The 17,496-nt window shown below is 64.5% G+C and carries 17 protein-coding genes; 7 read left to right on the top strand and 10 right to left on the bottom strand.

Features of this window, described 5'->3' with window-relative positions:
• Nucleotides 1-26: 26 nt before the first annotated feature.
• Nucleotides 27-1,091, bottom strand: a complete 1,065-nt coding sequence (locus tag JQ586_RS31905; protein ID WP_212398604.1) for an ABC transporter ATP-binding protein — start codon at nucleotides 1,089-1,091, stop codon at nucleotides 27-29.
• A gap of 206 nt (nucleotides 1,092-1,297) precedes the next feature.
• Here JQ586_RS31905 and JQ586_RS31900 point away from each other — a divergent pair, with 206 nt between their 5' ends.
• The 6 genes from JQ586_RS31900 to JQ586_RS31875 all read left to right on the top strand — a co-directional run bounded on the left by JQ586_RS31900 (nucleotide 1,298) and on the right by JQ586_RS31875 (nucleotide 7,190).
• Nucleotides 1,298-2,326: a LacI family DNA-binding transcriptional regulator gene (locus JQ586_RS31900; protein WP_212398603.1), complete on the top strand. Its 1,029-nt coding sequence runs from the start codon at nucleotides 1,298-1,300 to the stop codon at nucleotides 2,324-2,326.
• 198 nt (nucleotides 2,327-2,524) lie between these two features.
• Nucleotides 2,525-4,363, top strand: a complete 1,839-nt coding sequence (locus tag JQ586_RS31895; protein WP_212398602.1) for an IlvD/Edd family dehydratase — start codon at nucleotides 2,525-2,527, stop codon at nucleotides 4,361-4,363.
• Between the two features lie 112 nt (nucleotides 4,364-4,475).
• Nucleotides 4,476-5,207 carry an SDR family oxidoreductase gene (locus tag JQ586_RS31890; RefSeq protein ID WP_212398601.1) on the top strand — a complete coding sequence of 244 codons (732 nt, stop codon included), beginning with the start codon at nucleotides 4,476-4,478 and terminating at the stop codon, nucleotides 5,205-5,207.
• A 20-nt stretch (nucleotides 5,208-5,227) separates the two neighbouring features.
• On the top strand, nucleotides 5,228-5,974 hold the full coding sequence (locus tag JQ586_RS31885; protein WP_212398600.1) for an SDR family NAD(P)-dependent oxidoreductase: 747 nt from the start codon (nucleotides 5,228-5,230) through the stop codon (nucleotides 5,972-5,974).
• Nucleotides 5,975-6,060: 86 nt separating this feature from the next.
• Nucleotides 6,061-6,741 (top strand): site-2 protease family protein, encoded by a 681-nt coding sequence (locus tag JQ586_RS31880; RefSeq protein WP_212398599.1) that lies wholly within the window; start codon nucleotides 6,061-6,063, stop codon nucleotides 6,739-6,741.
• A 26-nt stretch (nucleotides 6,742-6,767) separates the two neighbouring features.
• Nucleotides 6,768-7,190 (top strand): hypothetical protein, encoded by a 423-nt coding sequence (locus JQ586_RS31875; RefSeq protein ID WP_249148457.1) that lies wholly within the window; start codon nucleotides 6,768-6,770, stop codon nucleotides 7,188-7,190.
• Nucleotides 7,191-7,200: 10 nt separating this feature from the next.
• Here JQ586_RS31875 and JQ586_RS31870 read toward each other — a convergent pair whose 3' ends face one another.
• Nucleotides 7,201-8,769, bottom strand: coding sequence for a glycosyltransferase family 39 protein (locus JQ586_RS31870; protein ID WP_212398598.1), 1,569 nt, complete (start codon nucleotides 8,767-8,769; stop codon nucleotides 7,201-7,203).
• Nucleotides 8,770-8,928: 159 nt separating this feature from the next.
• Here JQ586_RS31870 and JQ586_RS31865 point away from each other — a divergent pair, with 159 nt between their 5' ends.
• Entirely contained in the window at nucleotides 8,929-10,146 is a 1,218-nt protein-coding gene (locus tag JQ586_RS31865) for an ABC transporter substrate-binding protein (RefSeq protein WP_212398597.1), read from the top strand.
• Nucleotides 10,147-10,209: 63 nt separating this feature from the next.
• On the opposite strand, the gene JQ586_RS31860 is transcribed toward JQ586_RS31865, so the two are convergent.
• The 8 genes from JQ586_RS31860 to JQ586_RS31825 all read right to left on the bottom strand — a co-directional run bounded on the left by JQ586_RS31860 (nucleotide 10,210) and on the right by JQ586_RS31825 (nucleotide 17,480).
• Nucleotides 10,210-10,998, bottom strand: a complete 789-nt coding sequence (locus JQ586_RS31860) for an energy transducer TonB (protein WP_212398596.1) — start codon at nucleotides 10,996-10,998, stop codon at nucleotides 10,210-10,212.
• Between the two features lie 16 nt (nucleotides 10,999-11,014).
• Entirely contained in the window at nucleotides 11,015-11,482 is a 468-nt protein-coding gene (exbD, locus tag JQ586_RS31855; protein WP_212398595.1) for a TonB system transport protein ExbD, read from the bottom strand.
• Nucleotides 11,483-11,485: 3 nt separating this feature from the next.
• A complete protein-coding gene (gene exbB / locus JQ586_RS31850) occupies nucleotides 11,486-12,475 on the bottom strand; it encodes a tonB-system energizer ExbB (protein WP_212398594.1) in 990 nt (329 codons plus the stop codon).
• Nucleotides 12,476-12,591: 116 nt separating this feature from the next.
• Nucleotides 12,592-13,029, bottom strand: coding sequence for a DUF2946 family protein (locus JQ586_RS31845; RefSeq protein ID WP_212398593.1), 438 nt, complete (start codon nucleotides 13,027-13,029; stop codon nucleotides 12,592-12,594).
• Nucleotides 13,030-13,122: 93 nt separating this feature from the next.
• The gene (locus tag JQ586_RS31840; RefSeq protein ID WP_212398592.1) at nucleotides 13,123-13,812 is read right to left on the bottom strand and encodes a Fe2+-dependent dioxygenase; all 690 of its coding nucleotides are present in this window, start codon (nucleotides 13,810-13,812) and stop codon (nucleotides 13,123-13,125) included.
• Nucleotides 13,813-13,833: 21 nt separating this feature from the next.
• A complete protein-coding gene (locus tag JQ586_RS31835) occupies nucleotides 13,834-16,410 on the bottom strand; it encodes a TonB-dependent siderophore receptor (RefSeq protein WP_212398591.1) in 2,577 nt (858 codons plus the stop codon).
• A 250-nt stretch (nucleotides 16,411-16,660) separates the two neighbouring features.
• Nucleotides 16,661-16,900, bottom strand: coding sequence for a hypothetical protein (locus tag JQ586_RS31830; protein ID WP_212398629.1), 240 nt, complete (start codon nucleotides 16,898-16,900; stop codon nucleotides 16,661-16,663).
• Nucleotides 16,901-17,018: 118 nt separating this feature from the next.
• On the bottom strand, nucleotides 17,019-17,480 hold the full coding sequence (locus JQ586_RS31825; protein ID WP_212398590.1) for a MarR family winged helix-turn-helix transcriptional regulator: 462 nt from the start codon (nucleotides 17,478-17,480) through the stop codon (nucleotides 17,019-17,021).
• Nucleotides 17,481-17,496: the final 16 nt, after the last annotated feature.

Here is a 17,496-nt window from a genome sequence, read left to right as displayed (position 1 = left end):
CTTGCTTGTATCGGCCAGTTTTTACGTCAAGACATGCGTTTGCCGTTCGCATCGTCGAACAGATGAACAAGCCCGGGATCCGGCTTGAGCCGAACCTTGTCGCCAGGGTTGAACAAATGCCGCTCGCGGAACACTGCGACGACCTGCTCGCCGCCGAGTTTCGCAAACACCTGGGTCTCGGAGCCGGTCGGCTCGACGACGACGATCTCCGCCTCCGCGCCGTCATCGGCAATCGTGAAGTGCTCCGGCCGGACGCCATAGACCGCGGGCTTGCCGTCGGAATTGGCCGGCGCCGATTTCAACGGCAGCCTGACACCGTTCGGCCCTTCGAAATAGGCCGCGCCGTTCACCTTGACGTTGCCCTTGAGGAAATTCATCGCAGGCGAGCCGATGAAGCCGGCGACGAACTGGTTCGCCGGCGTGTCGTAGAGCTCGAGCGGCGATCCCATCTGCTCGACGATGCCGTCATGCATGACCACGATCTTGTCGGCCATGGTCATGGCCTCGATCTGGTCGTGGGTGACGTAGACGGTGGTGGTGCGCAGCCGCTGATGCAGTTCCTTGATCTCGGTGCGCATCGCCACGCGCAGCTTGGCGTCGAGATTGGACAGCGGCTCGTCGAACAGGAACACCTGCGGGTCGCGCACGATGGCGCGGCCCATGGCGACGCGCTGGCGCTGGCCGCCGGACAACTGGCGGGGATAGCGGTCGAGCAGCGGCGTCAGCGCGAGGATTTCGGCTGCGCGCTTGACGCCGGTCGCTATTTCAGCGGGCTTGGCACCGCGCAGCTTCAGCGAGAAGCCCATATTGTCGGCGACCGTCATGTGCGGATAGAGCGCGTAGTTCTGGAACACCATCGCAATGTCGCGCTCTTTGGGCTGGACATTGTTGACGACACGTTCGCCGATCGAGATCGTGCCCGAGGTGATGTTCTCGAGCCCGGCAAGCATGCGCAGCAGGGTCGACTTGCCGCAGCCGGAGGGGCCGACCAGAACGACGAACTCGCCGTCCTCGATCGGAATCGTCACGCCGTGCAGGACTTCAAAATTGCCGAATGATTTGCGCACGTCGCGAATCTGGACCGACGACATCCACTTCCCTCCCTCAACGTTCCCGGCGGTGTACGACGAGTGCCCCGACCGCTCTGTTCTTGCTGCGGCCGCATGGAACACGGCCGATTTGGACCGACGATATTGTCCGCAGTTTATTCGGTTTTGGCAATCGCTCGAATAACAAGGTGCTGGTAGCGCTGTCAATATCGGTTTGTCCGCGACGGGGCCTGTGATATGAGCGGCAAATGGCCCGAAAGCGCATCACGCCAGGGAAGATCAGGCTCACCGAAGTCGCCAAGCTCGCCGGCGTCAGCCCGATCACGGCGTCGCGCTTCTTCAGGACTCCCGAAGCCCTCTCGGTCGGCAAGCGCGCACGGGTCGAGAGTGCGGCAAAAGAGCTCGGCTATGTGCCGAACCTCGCCGCCCGCGCGCTCGCCTCGCAGCGCACCGAGGTGGTCGGCGTGCTGATCCCCTCGCTCACCAACAACGTGTTCGCCGACGTGCTGCGAGGCATCTATGATGCGCTCGACGGCAGCCGCTACTCCATCCAGCTCGCCAACACCCGCTACAGCATCCTGCAGGAAGAGCGCCTGCTGCGGCTGTTTCTGGCACAGAAGCCCGCCGGTCTGATCGTAACCGGCATCAACCAGACCGCGGATTCCCGCGCCATCATGGAGAGCGTCGATTGTCCGATCGTCCAGATCATGGAGATCGGACCCTCCCCGATCGACATGATGATCGGATTCTCGCATTTTGACGCCTCCAGGGCCGCCATCGCCCACCTGCTCGCGCAAGGGTGCCGCCGGATCGGCTTCCTCGGAGCGCGCATGGACCCGCGGGTGCAGCGACGGCTCGACGGCTACCAGGCCGCGATGAACGACGCCGCGCTGTTCGATCCGCGGCTGGTCGTCACCACGGCGGTGCCGACCTCGGTGACGCTGGGCGGCACGCTGTTTGCCGACCTGCTCGCCAAGGCGCCCGACATCGACGCGGTGTTTTGCGTCAATGACGACCTGGCGCTGGGCGCCCTGTTCGAATGCAAGCGGCGACACATGGCGGTGCCCGACCAGATCGCGATCGTCGGCTTCAATGATCTCGAATTCATGTCGTCGAGCGTGCCGACGCTGAGCAGCGTGCGCACCAATCGCTATGAAATGGGCAGGGACGCTGCCACGATGGTGATCGAGACGCTGGAAGGACGCAGGCCCGCCGAGCCGGTGGTCGATCTCGGCTTCAGTGTCATGGAACGGCAAAGTTCGGCGCGGCGCAGCTAGCACCCCGATCAGGAACTGTCACAGGGAGGTCAAATGACAAAATGATAGCGCAACCAAGTGTCTTCAACTAAGGTCCAATCATCCGACGGCGACACCTGTTCGTGATCCGCCGGATTTGTAATGCGCAACAATTTGCGCAAGGTAGAAATCGAAGCCTCTGAACAGGCCGATCAAGAGTTTGCATTGCGGGAGAAACCAATGACAGAACCCCACACCAACGGGCATGCCGCCACCGGCCAGGACCACAACGGCAAGGGCCGCAAACTCCGCTCCCGGGAATGGTTCAACAATCCGCACAATCCGGGCATGACCGCGCTCTATCTCGAGCGCTACCTCAATTACGGCCTGACGCGCGAGGAACTGCAGTCGGGCAAGCCGATCATCGGCATCGCCCAGACCGGCAACGACCTGTCACCGTGCAACCGGCATCACCTCGACCTTGCGCACCGGGTGCGCGAGGGCATCCGTGCCGCAGGCGGTATCGCGATGGAATTTCCGACCCACCCGATCCAGGAGACCGGCAAGCGCCCGACGGCAGCGCTCGACCGCAACCTCGCCTATCTCGGCCTCGTCGAGATCCTGTTCGGCTATCCGCTCGATGGCGTCGTGCTGACCACCGGCTGCGACAAGACCACGCCGGCCTGCATGATGGCGGCGGCGACCGTCAATATGCCCGCAATCGTGCTGTCGGGCGGCCCGATGCTGAACGGCTGGCATGACGGCCAGCGCACCGGGTCCGGCACCATCGTCTGGAAGATGCGCGAGCGGCTCGCCGCGGGCGAGATCAATTATGACGAGTTCATGGAGATCGTGGCCTCCTCGGCGCCATCGGTGGGCCATTGCAACACCATGGGCACAGCCTCGACCATGAACTCGCTCGCCGAGGCGCTGGGCTTCTCGTTGCCGGGCTGCGCGGCGATCCCGGCGCCCTATCGCGAGCGCGGCCAGATCGCCTACGAGACCGGCAAGCGCATCGTCGAGATGGTCTGGGAAGACCTCAAGCCTTCGGACATCCTGACGCGCCAGGCGTTCGAGAACTGCATCGTGGTCAACTCCGCGATCGGCGGCTCGACCAACGCTCCGATCCACATCAACGCCCTGGCGCGCCACGTCGGTGTCGAACTCTCGATCGACGACTGGCAGAAATACGGTCACGACGTGCCGCTGCTGGTGAACATGCAGCCGGCCGGCTTCTATCTCGGCGAGGAATATCACCGTGCCGGCGGCGTGCCGTCGGTGGTGCGCGAGCTGATGAAGCACAGGCGCATCCACGAGGGCGCCGTCACCGCCAATGGCCGCACCATGGGCGAGAACTGCAAGGATGCGCCGAAGCCCGACGGCGACGTGATCTGGAGCTATGACAAGCCGCTGGTGAAGGACGCCGGCTTCATCGTGCTGCGCGGCAATCTGTTCGACTCCGCGATCATGAAGACCAGCGTGATCTCCAAGGAGTTCCGCGACCGCTATCTCTCCAACCCGAAGGACCTCAACGCCTTCGAGGGCCGCGCCATCGTGTTCGAGGGTCCTGAGGATTATCACACACGGATCGAGGACCCCGCGCTCGGTATCGACGAACACTGCGTGCTGTTCATCCGCGGCACCGGTCCGATCGGCTATCCCGGCGGCGCCGAGGTCGTGAACATGCAGCCGCCAGCTGCCCTGATCAAACGCGGCATCCTGTCCCTGCCCTGCATCGGCGACGGCCGGCAGTCCGGCACCTCGGGCTCGCCGTCGATCCTCAACGCCTCGCCGGAAGCGGCTGCCGATGGCGGGCTCGCGATCCTCAGGACCGGCGACAAGGTGCGCATCGACCTCAACAAGGGCAGCGCCAACATCCTGATCTCGGAAGACGAGCTGCGCACCCGCCGCGCCGAGCTGAAAGCCAAGGGCGGATTCCCGCATCCGGCGAACCAGACGCCGTGGCAGGAGCTCTACCGGCAGACAGTCGGCCAGCACGCGACCGGCGCCTGCCTCGAGCTGGCGACGCGCTACCAGAACATCGCCGGCAAGGTCGGCGTCGCGCGGGACAATCACTGATACCAAACGCCGTCATTCCGGGGCGATGCGATAGCATCGAACCCGGAATCTCGGGATTCCGGGTTCGCGCTGCGCGCGCCCCGGAATGACGGACACGGAAAAGGAGCAATCAATGTCAGACCGACTGAAGGGAAAGCGGGCCGTCGTCACCGCCGCCGCCGCGGGCATCGGACGTGCATGCGCCATCGCATTCGCGCGCGAAGGCGCCACGGTCATCGCGACCGACATCAATGAAGGCGGCATCGCCACGCTCGGCAAGGAAGGCATTGCCGAGACGTCGCGGCTCGACGTGCGCAACACCGCTGACGTCAATGCCTTCGCCAAGCGCGTCGGCAAGATCGACGTCCTGCTCAATGCAGCCGGCTTCGTGCACAACGGAACCATCCTGGACTGCTCGGAAGAGGACTTCGACTTCTCGTTCGACCTCAACGTCAAATCCATGCACCGGACCATCAAGGCGTTCCTGCCGGCGATGCTGGCGGGCGGCGGCGGCAGCATTGTCAACATCTCGTCCTGTGCGGCGCTCCGGCCCCCGGCCAACCGCTATGTCTACAGCGCGTCCAAGGCGGCGGTCTCGCTGCTGACGCGCGCGGTTGCGCTCGACTTCATCACGCAGGGCATCCGCTGCAACAGCATCTGCCCGGGCACCGTGGAGACTCCCTCGATGCTCGATCGCGCGGCGGCAGCTGGCCCCGATGGACGCGAGAAATTCGTCGCCCGCCAGAAGATGGGCCGGCTCGGCACCGCCGAGGAAATAGCGGCCATGGCGGTCTATCTCGCAAGCGACGAGGCCGCATTCACCACCGGCGTCGACATGGTCGTCGACGGCGGCTTCATGCTCTGACGCATCCGAGGGCACCCGGCATGAACAAGATCGATCTCAACGGCCGCTGCGCCGTCGTCACCGGTGGCGCGCAGGGCTTCGGCCGCGCCATCACCGAGCGCTTTGTCGCCTCCGGCGCGAAAGTCGCAATCTGGGATTTCGACCAGCAGCTGGCCGAGAAGACCGCCAAGGCGATCGGCGAGAACGTGATCGCGATCAAGACCGACGTCGCCGACCCTGCCGCCGTGGACTCCGCGCGCGATCAGACGCTGAGGGCGTTCGGCAAGATCGACATCCTCGTCAACAATGCCGGCATCACCGGAGCCAACAAGCCGGTCTGGGAAACCGATCTCGACGACTGGCGCAGGGTAATGCGCATCAATCTCGAGGCTCCCTTCATCTGCTGCAAGGCGATCGTGCCTGTGATGATCGGCCAGAAATACGGCCGCATCGTCAACATCGCCTCGATCGCCGGCAAGGAAGGCAACCCGAACGCGGCGCATTATTCGTCATCGAAGGCCGGCCTGATCGCGCTGACGAAATCGCTCGGCAAGGAGCTCGCGCAGCACGACATCCTCGTCAACGCGGTGACGCCGGCCGCGGCGAAGACCGCGATCTTCGACCAGATGACGCAGCAGCACATCGACTTCATGCTGTCGAAGATCCCGAAGGGCCGCTTCGTGCTGGTCGAGGAGCTGGCCGCGATGGTGACCTGGCTGGCGTCGCAGGATTGCGCCTTCTCGACCGGCGCGGTGTTCGACATCTCGGGCGGGCGCGCGACCTATTAGCCGCTGTCACCGGGGATGCGGCAAATCCGTGCTAGCCTCGTGGTTCGATCCCTCGCGACCCAAAGCCCGCATCAAGGCTCAGCACATTGAACATCTCGCTCTACGACATCTCGGTCTGGGTGCTGCCGCTGGTGATCGCCATCACCTTCCACGAGGCGGCGCACGGCTTCGTCGCCCACCGGCTCGGTGACAACACGGCCTGGCAGCTCGGCCGCGTCAGCTTCAATCCCCTGAAGCATATCGACCCGTTCGGCACGCTGATCCTGCCCGCCGTGCTGCTGCTGGGGCATTCGCCGTTCCTGTTCGGCTATGCCAAGCCGGTCCCGGTGAACTTCCGCAACCTGAACCACCCCAGGCTCGACATGGTGTGGGTGGCGCTGGCGGGACCTCTGACCAACATCATCCTGGCGACCGCCGCGGCGCTGGCATTCCACGCCCTGCCTTTCGTCCCGGCGGATGCCGCCCGGTGGACCGCGGACAATCTGAAAAACGCCTTCCTGATCAACATCGTGCTTGCGATCTTCAACATGATGCCGATCCCGCCGCTGGACGGCGGCCGGGTCGCCGTCGGGCTGTTGCCACGGCCGCTGGCCCTCCCGTTGGCCCGGCTCGAGCCCTACGGCATGCTGATCCTGATCGGGCTCCTGATCCTGCTGCCGATGCTGGGCAGCCGGCTGGGCCTCAATCTTGATGTTATTTCCACGATACTGCGGACACTGACCGGATATGTGATCCAGGCCCTTCTCCTGATCACAGGAAATACGTAAATGAGACCGAGGAACGCTTCGAGGCCATGGTGATCAAAGCTGCCGACATGCTGATTGCGCGACGCGCCGACACCCGCGCGCGGGCCGACTTTGCAACCTGGAAGATGATGGCCAAGCTCAACGGCGCCTCCGCCCTGCCGCTGGAAGCGCAGAATTTCCTGGCCATCTACAAGAAGCTGCTGGAGCAGATGGACGAGGCCGAGGCGAGCGAGGCGACCATCCAGCAGATGTACCGCAGCTACTATGCCGAAATGGGCGGTGCCGGAACCGCCCCCGAAGTTCCCGCCCGCTCGCGCGAGCCGAGCACCGACACCGGCAACGTCACCGCATTCCGCCGCCTGCCCAGCAAGCCGAAGCAGGACCCGAACGCCAAGCGCCCGCTGCCGGTGGCGCTGATCTTCGGCTGCCTCGTCGTGGTCTACGTCGCGATCCGCTACTACTGGCGCTGATCCCGTCAGGTCAGCGGTAGCGCCTCAACCTGTCCCAGATCTGCGTCAGCGGCACGCGGATGCCGCGGCAGATGAAGATCGGCCGGTTGTTCTCATACGGCATGGCAAAGGCGTTGTCGGTCTTGTCGACGTTCTGGATCGACTGGCACCCACGCTGCCAGCGCTGCGGGTCGCCACCGACATGGATGGCGAGTGAACCGTCGTAGCCGCGTGGCCCCCATAGCCAATACTGGTTGTGGCCGCTCAGCGCCGGCGGCAAGCCGTCGGCCTTGCCGTAGACATCGATCGCGGCCGCCTGCCCGTAATTGGCCGCGACGATGGCGGCGCGGCTCCGCTCGTCCGGCGGCAGCGCCCGATAGGCCTTGGCGACCTTCTGCTCGAGTTCGCGCCAGCCGAACTCGTCCGACAGGCCTTGGGTCAGCGGAGCACCGACGCCCGCCGCCTCGATCGGCGCAGGCTTGATGCCGGTCGCCTGCATGTAGCGTTGCAGCAGTTCGGGCTCCAGGATCGGCAATGCGACCGGCGCGAACACCGCGCTGACGGCGATGGCACCAGCGATCCAGCCACGCGTGATCCAGGCGTCGAGCCGTTCGCAGCAGACGGCGCCGACGATAAACATCGTGGGATAGACCGGAAACAGATAGTAGTTCGTGCCGCGCTGCAGGAAATAGAACGCGGTCGTCAGCACGAAACCGATCGACAGGAACCGCGCATCGGCGAGCCGGCGATCGACGAAGGGCGCAAGCATGCCTGCAACGATCAAGGGCGCGAGCACGACGTTCATCGACAGCGCCTGCCGCCATTCGAACTGCCAGAACGGACCGGTGTAATCCCTCTGGCTCTCGAGATGCGGCAGGATCACCGCGAAGAACGGCCAGTCGTGCTGCCACTGCCAGATCAGGTTCGGTGCGAACAGCGCGGCTGCGATCACGACCCCGAGCCAGAGCTGCCACCAGGCGAGGATGCGGCGCGACGATGTCGCGACGATGCCCGCGCCGAGCGCGACCAGCCAGATCGCGATGCCCCATTTCGCTTCCATCGCCGCGCCCGCGACGACACCGGTCCAGACCAGATCGGTGCGTCGCTCCTCGCGGATCGCCCGCACCAGCAGGAATGCCGCGCCGGTCCAGGCCAGCGGCTCGAAGGTCGATGTCGTCAGATGCGAGGACAGTCCGGCAAGGCCCGGCGCGATGCTTGCCGCGATCGCGGCAAACACAGCCGCCCTCGCCCCGCCGCCCAGCAGTCGCGCAAAGGACGCCGCCAGAAACACCAGAGCGACAGCGGCGATCGTCGCGGGCAGCCGCAGCATCCAGGTGCTGATGCCGAACAGCTGGGTCGTCGCCGCAATCAACGGCACCAGCGGGGGCTGGTCGACATAGCCGAAATCCGGATGCCAGCCACAGGCGAGGAAGTAGAGTTCATTGCGCTGCGCATCATAGCGACCGGCCGTCGCCGCGTGCACGATCCCGACCGAGAGGGCCGTGATCCACACGGCAGGGCGATGCGCCATATCGACCCTGAGCCAATCGATCCCGCACGGCCGTGCGTTGGTCGCCGACACTGAGCCAGTCAAGTTCATGCGCATGCCCTGCCTCTGCACAACCATAGTGCCGGCTCAACAAGGGTCGAATTAATTTGTCGCAACGTGGAATTTCGCGATCGACTTTCGCTCCCCTAGGCGGCGCCGTTGCCGCCGGGCATAGTGAAGCCCCAGAACAAAAATCATGCGGGAGGAAAGATGAAGCGATCCATTGCAGCCCTCGTGGCGGGCATGAGCCTGTTCGGCGCCGGCGCATCCGCGCAGACGATGGACAAGGTGGTCCGCGTCGGCGCGCTCGGCGATCAGTCCGGACTCTACCAGGACATCGGCGGACCGGGCTCGGTGGTCGCGGCGCAAATGGCGGTCGAGGATTCCGGGCTGCTGGCGAAGGGCTGGAAGATCGACGTCATTTCGGCCGATCACCAGAACAAGCCCGACGTCGCCGTCAATATCGGCAAGCAGTGGATCGATGTCGAGAAGGTCGACGTGTTCGTCGATCTCGCGGCCTCCAATGTCGGGCTCGCGATCGCCAACCTCGCCAAAGAGAAGAATGTCGTCAACCTGAACTCGGGCTCGGGTTCGTCCGATCTCACCGGCTCGCAATGCACGCCCAATACCGTGCACTGGGCCTACGACACCTACATGCTCGCCAACGGCACCGGCCGGGCGCTGGTCAAATCCGGCGGCGACACCTGGTTTTTCATCTCCGCGGACTATGCCTTCGGCCAGGCGCTCGAGCGCGACACGACGGCTGCCGTCACGTCGAGCGGCGGCAAGGTGCTCGGCAGCGTCAAGCATCCGCTCAACACCGCTGACTTTTCATCGTTCCTGCTGCAGGCGCAGAGTTCGAAGGCCAAGGTCATCGGCCTCGCCAACGCCGGCGGCGACACCACCAACGCGATCAAGCAGGCGGCCGAGTTCGGCATCGTCTCGGGCGGCCAGAAGCTTGCGGGCATGCTGATGTTCATCACCGACGTCAACGCGCTCGGCCTCAACATCGCCCAGGGCCTGAACTTCACCGAAAGCTTCTACTGGGACATGAACGACCAGACCCGCGCCTTCTCGAAGCGCTTCATGGAGCGCTTCAAGAAGAACCCGCCGACCATGGTGCAGGCCGGCGTCTATTCGTCGCTCATCCATTATTTCAAGGCGCTCGAAGCGCTCGGAGGCAACCCGCATGACGGCCGCGCCGTGGTCGCCAAGATGAAGGAGCTGCCGGCCGACGATCCGCTGTTCGGCAAGGGCTCGATCCGCGCCGACGGCCGCAAGATCCACCCGGCCTATCTGTTCGAGGTGAAGAAGCCGTCCGAGTCGAAATATCCGTGGGACTATTACAGGCTGATTGCGACCATTCCCGCGGACGAAGCGTTCCTGCCGCTCGAGAAGAGCGCCTGCCCGCTGGTCAAGAAGAGCTGATTGCAGTCACCGCGTACGCGACCCCATGGCCAGCGCCCCGGAATGACATCGAGAAATGGAGCTTCAGCCCTTGCCCTTGACGCGGAAGATCACGGGCAGCGTGAAGCTCAGGCCCTCGTCGGCGACGAGCGGAGGCGGCGCCGGAACCGGGTCGGAGCGCTTGACCATTGCAATCGCAGCCTGGTCGAAGGCGGCGTCGCCGGAGCCCTTCTCGATCGACGTCTCGAGCACGTGCCCGAGCCGGTCCAGCGTGAAGCGCACATAGATCTCGGCCGATTTGAGCGCGCGGTCGGCCGGATATTTCTTGTGCTTGTCGAGATGCGCCATCAGGACCTTCTGCCAGGTCTCGCGCGCGTGCCTGAGCGCGTTGCCGTTGCCGACCACCGGCGCCACCGAGCGCTGCGCATCGGGAGCGGCTTCCACCGTCGGCATCGCGGTCGCTTCCGCCGCGACCGACTCCTGCGATGCGGCGGTCTGGACCGCAGCGACCTTCTGCTCTTCTTCCTTCGGCTTGTTGTTGTCGTTCTCGGTCACCACGCGGTCGGCGTCTTCGGTCGTCGTCGGGGTGTCCTTCGGCAGGTCGGTTTCCTTCACCTCGGCCTTTTGCTCGGGGACCTCAGGAGAAGCGACCGACGCATCCGCGTCGGGACCGGCCGGCAGATCGGTGACCTCACGCTGCGGTGCCGCCAGTTCGACTCCGACCTCGATCGCCGACACGCCGGAGACATCCTCCGGGTCGTCCGCCTGCAGGTTGGTCAGCGCGAGCGCGGCTCCGCCGACATGCAGCAGCAGCGCTGCGACCGCGGCGGACACCCACAATTTCCGGGACGGCTTCTGCTCGAGATCGGACATCGGCGTCAGGCCTTCATCATGGCTTCGTCGCAGTCGGTGCGCCCTGCTGCGCCGCCGCATCCGGAACTCCCTCCAGCGCCACCAGCTTGACCTTGGAATAGCCGCCCTTGCGCAGGAATTCCAGCACGTCCATCAGTTCGCCATAGGGAACCGCCCGATCGGCGCGCACGAAGATGTACTTGTCCTTGGTCATGTCGGGGATGGCGTCGAGCGCGTTCACCAGATCGACCCGCTTGACGAAGGTCTCGCCGATCGCAAGCGAGAGGTCGGGCTTGATGCTGACATAGGTCGGCTTGTCCGGCTTCTTCGTCGCCGTTGCCGTCGAGGTCGGCAAGTCAATCGGCAGATCGACGGTCGAGAGCGGCGCCGCCACCATGAAGATGATCAGCAGCACCAGCATCACGTCGATGAACGGCGTGACGTTGATCTCGTGGGATTCGGCGAAATCGTCGTCGCCGTCAGCGTCTGTGATCGAGACCGCCATCGCCTACTCCGCCGCCGCGCGGGCGCTACCGGGCACGCTGCCATGGGTACGGTCGAGATCGCGCGACAGCAGCCGTGCCGCGGCGCCCGAGGCGCGGTTGACGAGCTCGAGATAGCCCTTCGTGACACGCGAGAAGTGATTGTAGATGATGACCGCGGGGATCGCCGCGACGAGACCGATCGCAGTTGCGAGCAGCGCCTCGGCGATACCGGGCGCCACCACGGCAAGGTTCGTGGTCTGCGACTTCGAAATGCCGATGAAGCTGTTCATGATGCCCCAGACAGTGCCGAACAGGCCGACGAACGGCGACGTCGCGCCGATGGTCGCGAGCAGGCCCATGCCGATGCGGATGCGGCGCGCCTCGGCGCGCACGATCTCGGCGAAGCTCGAGGCCGCGCGCTCCTTGATGCCGCTGTCGCTGGAGATTCCGGCCGACAGCCGTCCCTCGCGCATCGCGGCGTTGATGAATGACGACAGCACGCTGCCCTTGGCGCCGAGCGAGAACTGCGCCTCGGCGAGCGACCGCGCCTCGCCGACCCTGGCGAGCGCGCGACGCAGCTTGCCCTGGGCGACGGTCAGCTCGATGGTCTTGGCAATGAACACCGTCCAGGTGACCAGCGAGGCGAAGGCGAGACCGATCATCACCGCCTTCACGATGATGTCGGCGTTCATGAACATGGTCCACGGCGACAACTCATGCAGGCCGGTCGCAGTGGACTTCAGCAACTTGCTCTCGCCATCGCCCGGAGCGGCGATCGTCTGCGGCGCGGATGCGGCCGAGGGCATCGCGGCAGGTGATGCAGGCGCCTGCGCTGGTGCCGGAACTGCCTGCGGCGGGGCCGCCTGCGCTTGCGTCGGCGCTGCAGCCTGTTGCGGCGCCGGAGCCGCTGTCTGCTGTGCGGACGTCTGTTGAGCGGATAGCGGCGATGCAAACGACAGCGTCGCCAGCACCAGAGCTAGACGACGGGTCGCGCGAAAGGTTGACATTTTCATTCTTCTGTCCGGGAACTGGATCATTCAATCACGGCGTATGCACAGATCGGTCGCAACTGTTGCCCGATGCCGGGATAGCAGCCGCGACGCGTCAACGGGCCGATGCCGGCCGTCGCTCAGATGACGGGCGGTCCGCGAGGCTGAAACGCGGCATCGGCCCAATCGACGTCGACCGGCGCGGCGTTGGTGATCAGATAGGCGAACTCGGCGGCTTGAGGAGCCGGCAGTTCGGGCGGCGTCGCCGAGAGCATCGTGCTGGCGAGCGCCAGCACGGCGCAGATCGGACAATCGTCTGCCAGTCCATGATGATCGGAACGACCATCCGAGTGCGCCCTCGAGCGAACGACCCAGGAGGGAATGAACCAGGACGCGCCCGCATCCCGAACAACTTGCGGGACAGGCGCCGACACAGTGCGAACGGCGTGCTGCACGTCGCCGAGTGCCGCACGCGCATGGCTTTCGTGGACATGTCCGAACGACAGCACAAACTGGATCGCGAGCGCGAGAAGCGCGAGCCGCGAACCCTGTCTGATATTTGCCCGGAACCACTTCATGTCGACATGCGCCTCGGCCGGGAAAGCAACGGATCTGCCCGGCCGCCCTAATGTTACAATATAACATCTCTGATCCAGCACCTAGCGAAGTCTTCATACTTCGGCCCAGTGTCGGATCAGGTTGTGATAGATGCCGGTCAATTTGACCGTTTCGGGGTCGTCGCGCCCCAGCCGCTCAACCAGGGCCTGGATCGCAGTGTCGAGATCAAAGATCAGGCTGCGCGCGTGGGCGTCGCGTATCATGCTCTGCAGCCAGAAGAAAGACGCAACCCGCGTGCCCCGGGTGACCGGCGTCACCAGATGCAGGCTGGACGCAGGATAGAGCACCAGATCGCCCGCCGGCAGCTTGATTTCATGTGACCCGTAGAGATCCTCGATGACGAGCTCCCCGCCCTCGTAGTCTTCCGGCTCCGATAAAAACAGCGTGACCGAGAGGTCGGTGCGGATCCGCAAGCCGGTGAGCTTGTCCCCGCGCACCGCATTGTCGACGTGCAGGCCGAAATGGTGTCCGTCACTGGCGGCATAGCGGTTGAACAAGGGCGGAAAGATTTTCAGCGGGATCGCCGCCGAGATGAACCGCGGGCTGGCCGACAGCGCGCTGAGGATGCGGTTGCCGAGTTGCCGCGCGACCTCGCTGTCGGGCGGCAGCTGCTCGTTGCGTTTGACCAGCGCGGAAGCCGCGCCTGCGGTCGAACGGCCGTCCTCCCAGCTGCCAGCATCCATGATGCGGCGGATATCCACCACATCGGCCTTGCTCAACACGTTGGGAATACAGACCAGCATCGCGCGGTTTCGCTCCCTCCGTCAGTAACGCGCGGACACGACCAGATACGCGGCGCGTCCCGGCGCTTCGAGCACGAACGGCGTCGCACTCTGGTAGAGCGCGTCGTAGTAACGCTTGTCGAAGATGTTGTTGACGAACAGCTTCACGGTCCAGTGCTTGTCGATCTTGGCCTCGGCAAAGGCGTCGAAGCGCCAGTAGCTCGGAAGCGAGGTCCCCTGGTTGGCCGCGAGCAGCGTGCCGCCATAGATCTTCGAGCGATAGACCGCCTGCCCGCCAAGCTCCCACACGTCGGTGAGCTGGTACTTCGTGAGCATGCTGAAGGACTGGTGCGCGACGTTGGCGAGCTGCAGCCCGACATTGGTCGGATAGAGCAGCGGCTGCGGCGACGGCGCCAGCGACTTCGTGACCTCCGATTGCATCAGCACGAGGCCGCCGAAAACGCTCCATTTGTCGGTGATCTTGCCGCCGACGCCGAGATCGATGCCGCGGACATAATAGGCGGCGCCGGCGGTGATGCAGGATACGCTGCCCGACCCGGCCGGCAGCGTGTACGAGCAGCCCGGAATCGCGGCAGCCGCAGCGGCGCTGCCGACATTCTGCGCCTCACGCGCGTTTTCCTTGTTGGTCTGGAACAGCGCCGCCGTCAGCAGCAAATGACGGTCGAACAGCTCCCATTTGGTGCCGACCTCGATCGCCTGGTTCTTTTCCGGTCCGAAGATCTGGTTGTTGGTGCCGTTCAGGATCGGCGAAAGGCCGCCATAGGCGGTGCTGGTGCCGTCGAATTCTGCGCCGACCGGATTGGTCGACGTCGCATAGGCCGCATAGACGCTGCCGTTCGGCGCAGGCTTCAAGGTCAGGCCGAGATTGAAGTTCGGCATGCCGAACTCGGCGCTCTGCGCGCCAAGCGTGGTCACGCCGCCGACACTGCCATAGCCGCTGGTGTTGATGGTGTAGTCGTCGTAGCGGATGCCGCCGTTGAGGATGACGAGGTCGTGGTAATTGACGCTGTCGAGCAGGTAGACGCTCCTGGTGTCGATCGAGAGGTTGGTCGGCAGGCCCGCCAGCGTCGGGGTCGATGCCGGTAGCGCGTTGGTGTACTGCGGATAGAACACCGAGGTGCCGGGGAACGACCCGCCCGTGCTGGACACCGTGCCGTTACCCTCCGACGTGAGCCCGGCGTATTTGTCGATATACGAGGTCTCCCGCGAAATCTCGACGCCACCCACCGCCGTGTGCTTGAAGCCGCCGGTGTCGAACTTGTAGGTGGCCTCGCTCTGATTGGCGAGCACGTCGGTGATCTGATAGCGGCTCTGCGGATTGATTGTCACCGTCGAGGCGGACAGCGGGGTCGCGATGACGGGAGATTCGGGAGTCGTCCCGACGTAGCTGTTCATCGAGCGCGAGGCGCGGATCTTGTCGGTCAGGACGAGGTCGGGCGTGACGTGGACTTCGCCGCTGACCGTTCCGATGTCCTGCTGGACCTTGAAGAAGTCGCGATTGACCAGGCCGTAGAAGGCGTTGGCGGGCGAGCCGAATTCAGGAAACGGTCCGCCGGCCGTGCTGGTGAAGATGTTTCCCGGGGCCGGCGAGCCCGGCCGATAGTAAGGCACGCCGAAGTCCGGGATGCCGTGCAGCTCGGTGTGCACGTAATCGCCGGTGATCTTCACCGCGTCGACCGGCGTCCACTTCGTCGCGACGAAGGCGCCACTGCGGTCGTCAGTCACATTGTTGCGACCGGCGACGTCGGCGTCCTGAAACAGGCCGCCCGCGCGCACCGCCAATGTCGGGCTGATCACCTGGTTGACGTCGAGCGTCACACGCTTGGTCTGGTCGGTGCCAAACGTGGTGTCCATGTTGTAGAAGCTCTTCTCTTCCGTGGCCTGCTTGGTCACGATGTTGATCGCGCCGCCGGTGGTGCCGCGGCCGGCGAAGGATGAGCCGGGTCCACGCAGGATCTCGACCTGCTCGGTGAAGAAGTTCTCGCGCACGCTGACGCCGGGATCGCGCACGCCGTCGATGAAGATGTCGTTGCGCGCGTCGAAGCCGCGGATGAAGAAGCGATCGCCGAAGGCATTGCCCCCCTCGCCCGAGCCGAGCGTCACGCCGGCCGTCGACAGGATCGCCTGTTTCAGCGTGGTGGCGTTCTTGTCCGCCAGCACGTCCTTCGACAGCACCGTGATCGACTTCGGCGTGTTCAGGATCGGCTCGGGAAACTTGCTCGACGACTGGACGTGGTCGACCTTGTAGGGCGCCGCCGCATCCGCATACGGATCGCGATCGGCGGCGAGACCGCCGGCATTCGGGAACGGCACCGGCGCTTGCTGCGCCTGCTGGTTGCGCCGCGCAGCGTTGCGCAGTGCCGTGCGGGCGCGGACCTGGTCCGGCGTCGGTTTGGAGGCAGCGGGACGCGGGCGCGCGACCGGGGCATCGACCGTCACCGCCGGGAGGGCCTGCTGCGCTTCGGCACCCGAAAAGGATGCCACCGCGATCAGGCTCGCGACCGCGGAAACCTTCGCGCCGGAGTAATTCGAATTGTCGTTGGCCGAGTTCATTGCCGCTTCGAACCGAAGCGATCTCGGCGCCTTTGCATTGCTCATTTCACACGCCCCAGAAGATCAAGTTCGCGCGGAGTCGAAAGTGCGGCGAACTGTCTCTTTCGGTTACTGAGCGTGCATTTTCCGGTCAATGCGATGTCGGCAACAACGCGCTTGAATCGCCCTAATTCAAAGCGATTCTAAATCTTTCGCCTGAAATCGGCTACGCAGTCTGAAATCGTTCTAAAGTAACTTTGTAAGCGTTCTAATAATGGTTCTAAACAGCGCCGGGATCGGCGCCGCGCGATGCCGATCATTCGCTGCTCGGCGGCTTCATGAGCGAGAACAGCTCATCGACGGTCTGCTGCGCGACCTGCCGCACACGCTCGGTGTTCTCCATGCCGGTGATGTTGACGCCGCCGACCACCGCCTTGATCTCGTCGCGGAAGTCGGTGAGGAAGCGCAGGGGATCGCGCTGCTCATTGGCGACACGCGCGATCAGGCCGGTGATCAGGATCTGGCACGCCATCATCCGCCCGTTCAATTCGTCCATCGCGTATTCCTCGCCTCGCAGGTTCGATGCGCGCGATATGAACGACATCATGGCGCGTTTCAACCTCGTGGCGTGATGCACGTCGCGTCAACAAGCGATGTTGAATGGGACGCGCCGGTTATTTCGCGGCGACGGTTTCCGGTCCCTCGGCAAGCGTCTTGATGCGGTCCTTGACCTGGCGAAGCATGGCAAGGCCACTCTCGACATGCGCATCCGGCACATCGCGCAGCACATCGCAGGCGATCGCGTTGCGAAGACTGTCGAGATCATCGACCAGCTGACGCCCGCTCCTGGTCAGGAACAGGCGGTTGGCGCGGCGGTCCCTGGGATCGGGCCGGCGTTCGAGCAGGCCATGCTCGACCAGACGATCAAGCAGCCGGACCAGCGAGATCGGCTGCAACTCGAGCACGTCGGCAAGATCGACCTGCGACAGTCCTTCCTGCTCCCGCAGCCGGAACAACACGATCCACTGGGCCCGCGTGGTTCCTCGCGCCTTGGCGCGATGATCGATATAGTTGCGCAACAGCCGAGAACTCTCGACGAGCTGGGCAATGAACTGACGTTTGAGATCGAGCGACATTAGGGGGTCCCCGGAA

It is taken from the genome of Bradyrhizobium jicamae, from assembly GCF_018130215.1.
Taxonomy (GTDB): domain Bacteria; phylum Pseudomonadota; class Alphaproteobacteria; order Rhizobiales; family Xanthobacteraceae; genus Bradyrhizobium; species Bradyrhizobium jicamae_A.
This window is presented reverse-complemented; position numbering and strand designations above follow the sequence as displayed.

What these genes read in the sequence shown, in the direction of transcription:
- JQ586_RS31905 (WP_212398604.1), bottom strand. Translation starts at nt 1,091, where the DNA reads ATGTCGTCGGTCCAGATTCGCGACGTGCGCAAATCATTCGGCAATTTT.
- JQ586_RS31900 (WP_212398603.1), top strand. Translation starts at nt 1,298, where the DNA reads ATGGCCCGAAAGCGCATCACGCCAGGGAAGATCAGGCTCACCGAAGTC.
- JQ586_RS31895 (WP_212398602.1), top strand. Translation starts at nt 2,525, where the DNA reads ATGACAGAACCCCACACCAACGGGCATGCCGCCACCGGCCAGGACCAC.
- JQ586_RS31890 (WP_212398601.1), top strand. Translation starts at nt 4,476, where the DNA reads ATGTCAGACCGACTGAAGGGAAAGCGGGCCGTCGTCACCGCCGCCGCC.
- JQ586_RS31885 (WP_212398600.1), top strand. Translation starts at nt 5,228, where the DNA reads ATGAACAAGATCGATCTCAACGGCCGCTGCGCCGTCGTCACCGGTGGC.
- JQ586_RS31875 (WP_249148457.1), top strand. Translation starts at nt 6,768, where the DNA reads ATGGTGATCAAAGCTGCCGACATGCTGATTGCGCGACGCGCCGACACC.
- JQ586_RS31870 (WP_212398598.1), bottom strand. Translation starts at nt 8,769, where the DNA reads ATGAACTTGACTGGCTCAGTGTCGGCGACCAACGCACGGCCGTGCGGG.
- JQ586_RS31865 (WP_212398597.1), top strand. Translation starts at nt 8,929, where the DNA reads ATGAAGCGATCCATTGCAGCCCTCGTGGCGGGCATGAGCCTGTTCGGC.
- JQ586_RS31860 (WP_212398596.1), bottom strand. Translation starts at nt 10,998, where the DNA reads ATGTCCGATCTCGAGCAGAAGCCGTCCCGGAAATTGTGGGTGTCCGCC.
- exbD (WP_212398595.1), bottom strand. Translation starts at nt 11,482, where the DNA reads ATGGCGGTCTCGATCACAGACGCTGACGGCGACGACGATTTCGCCGAA.
- exbB (WP_212398594.1), bottom strand. Translation starts at nt 12,475, where the DNA reads ATGAAAATGTCAACCTTTCGCGCGACCCGTCGTCTAGCTCTGGTGCTG.
- JQ586_RS31845 (WP_212398593.1), bottom strand. Translation starts at nt 13,029, where the DNA reads ATGAAGTGGTTCCGGGCAAATATCAGACAGGGTTCGCGGCTCGCGCTT.
- JQ586_RS31840 (WP_212398592.1), bottom strand. Translation starts at nt 13,812, where the DNA reads ATGCTGGTCTGTATTCCCAACGTGTTGAGCAAGGCCGATGTGGTGGAT.
- JQ586_RS31835 (WP_212398591.1), bottom strand. Translation starts at nt 16,410, where the DNA reads ATGAGCAATGCAAAGGCGCCGAGATCGCTTCGGTTCGAAGCGGCAATG.
- JQ586_RS31830 (WP_212398629.1), bottom strand. Translation starts at nt 16,900, where the DNA reads ATGGACGAATTGAACGGGCGGATGATGGCGTGCCAGATCCTGATCACC.
- JQ586_RS31825 (WP_212398590.1), bottom strand. Translation starts at nt 17,480, where the DNA reads ATGTCGCTCGATCTCAAACGTCAGTTCATTGCCCAGCTCGTCGAGAGT.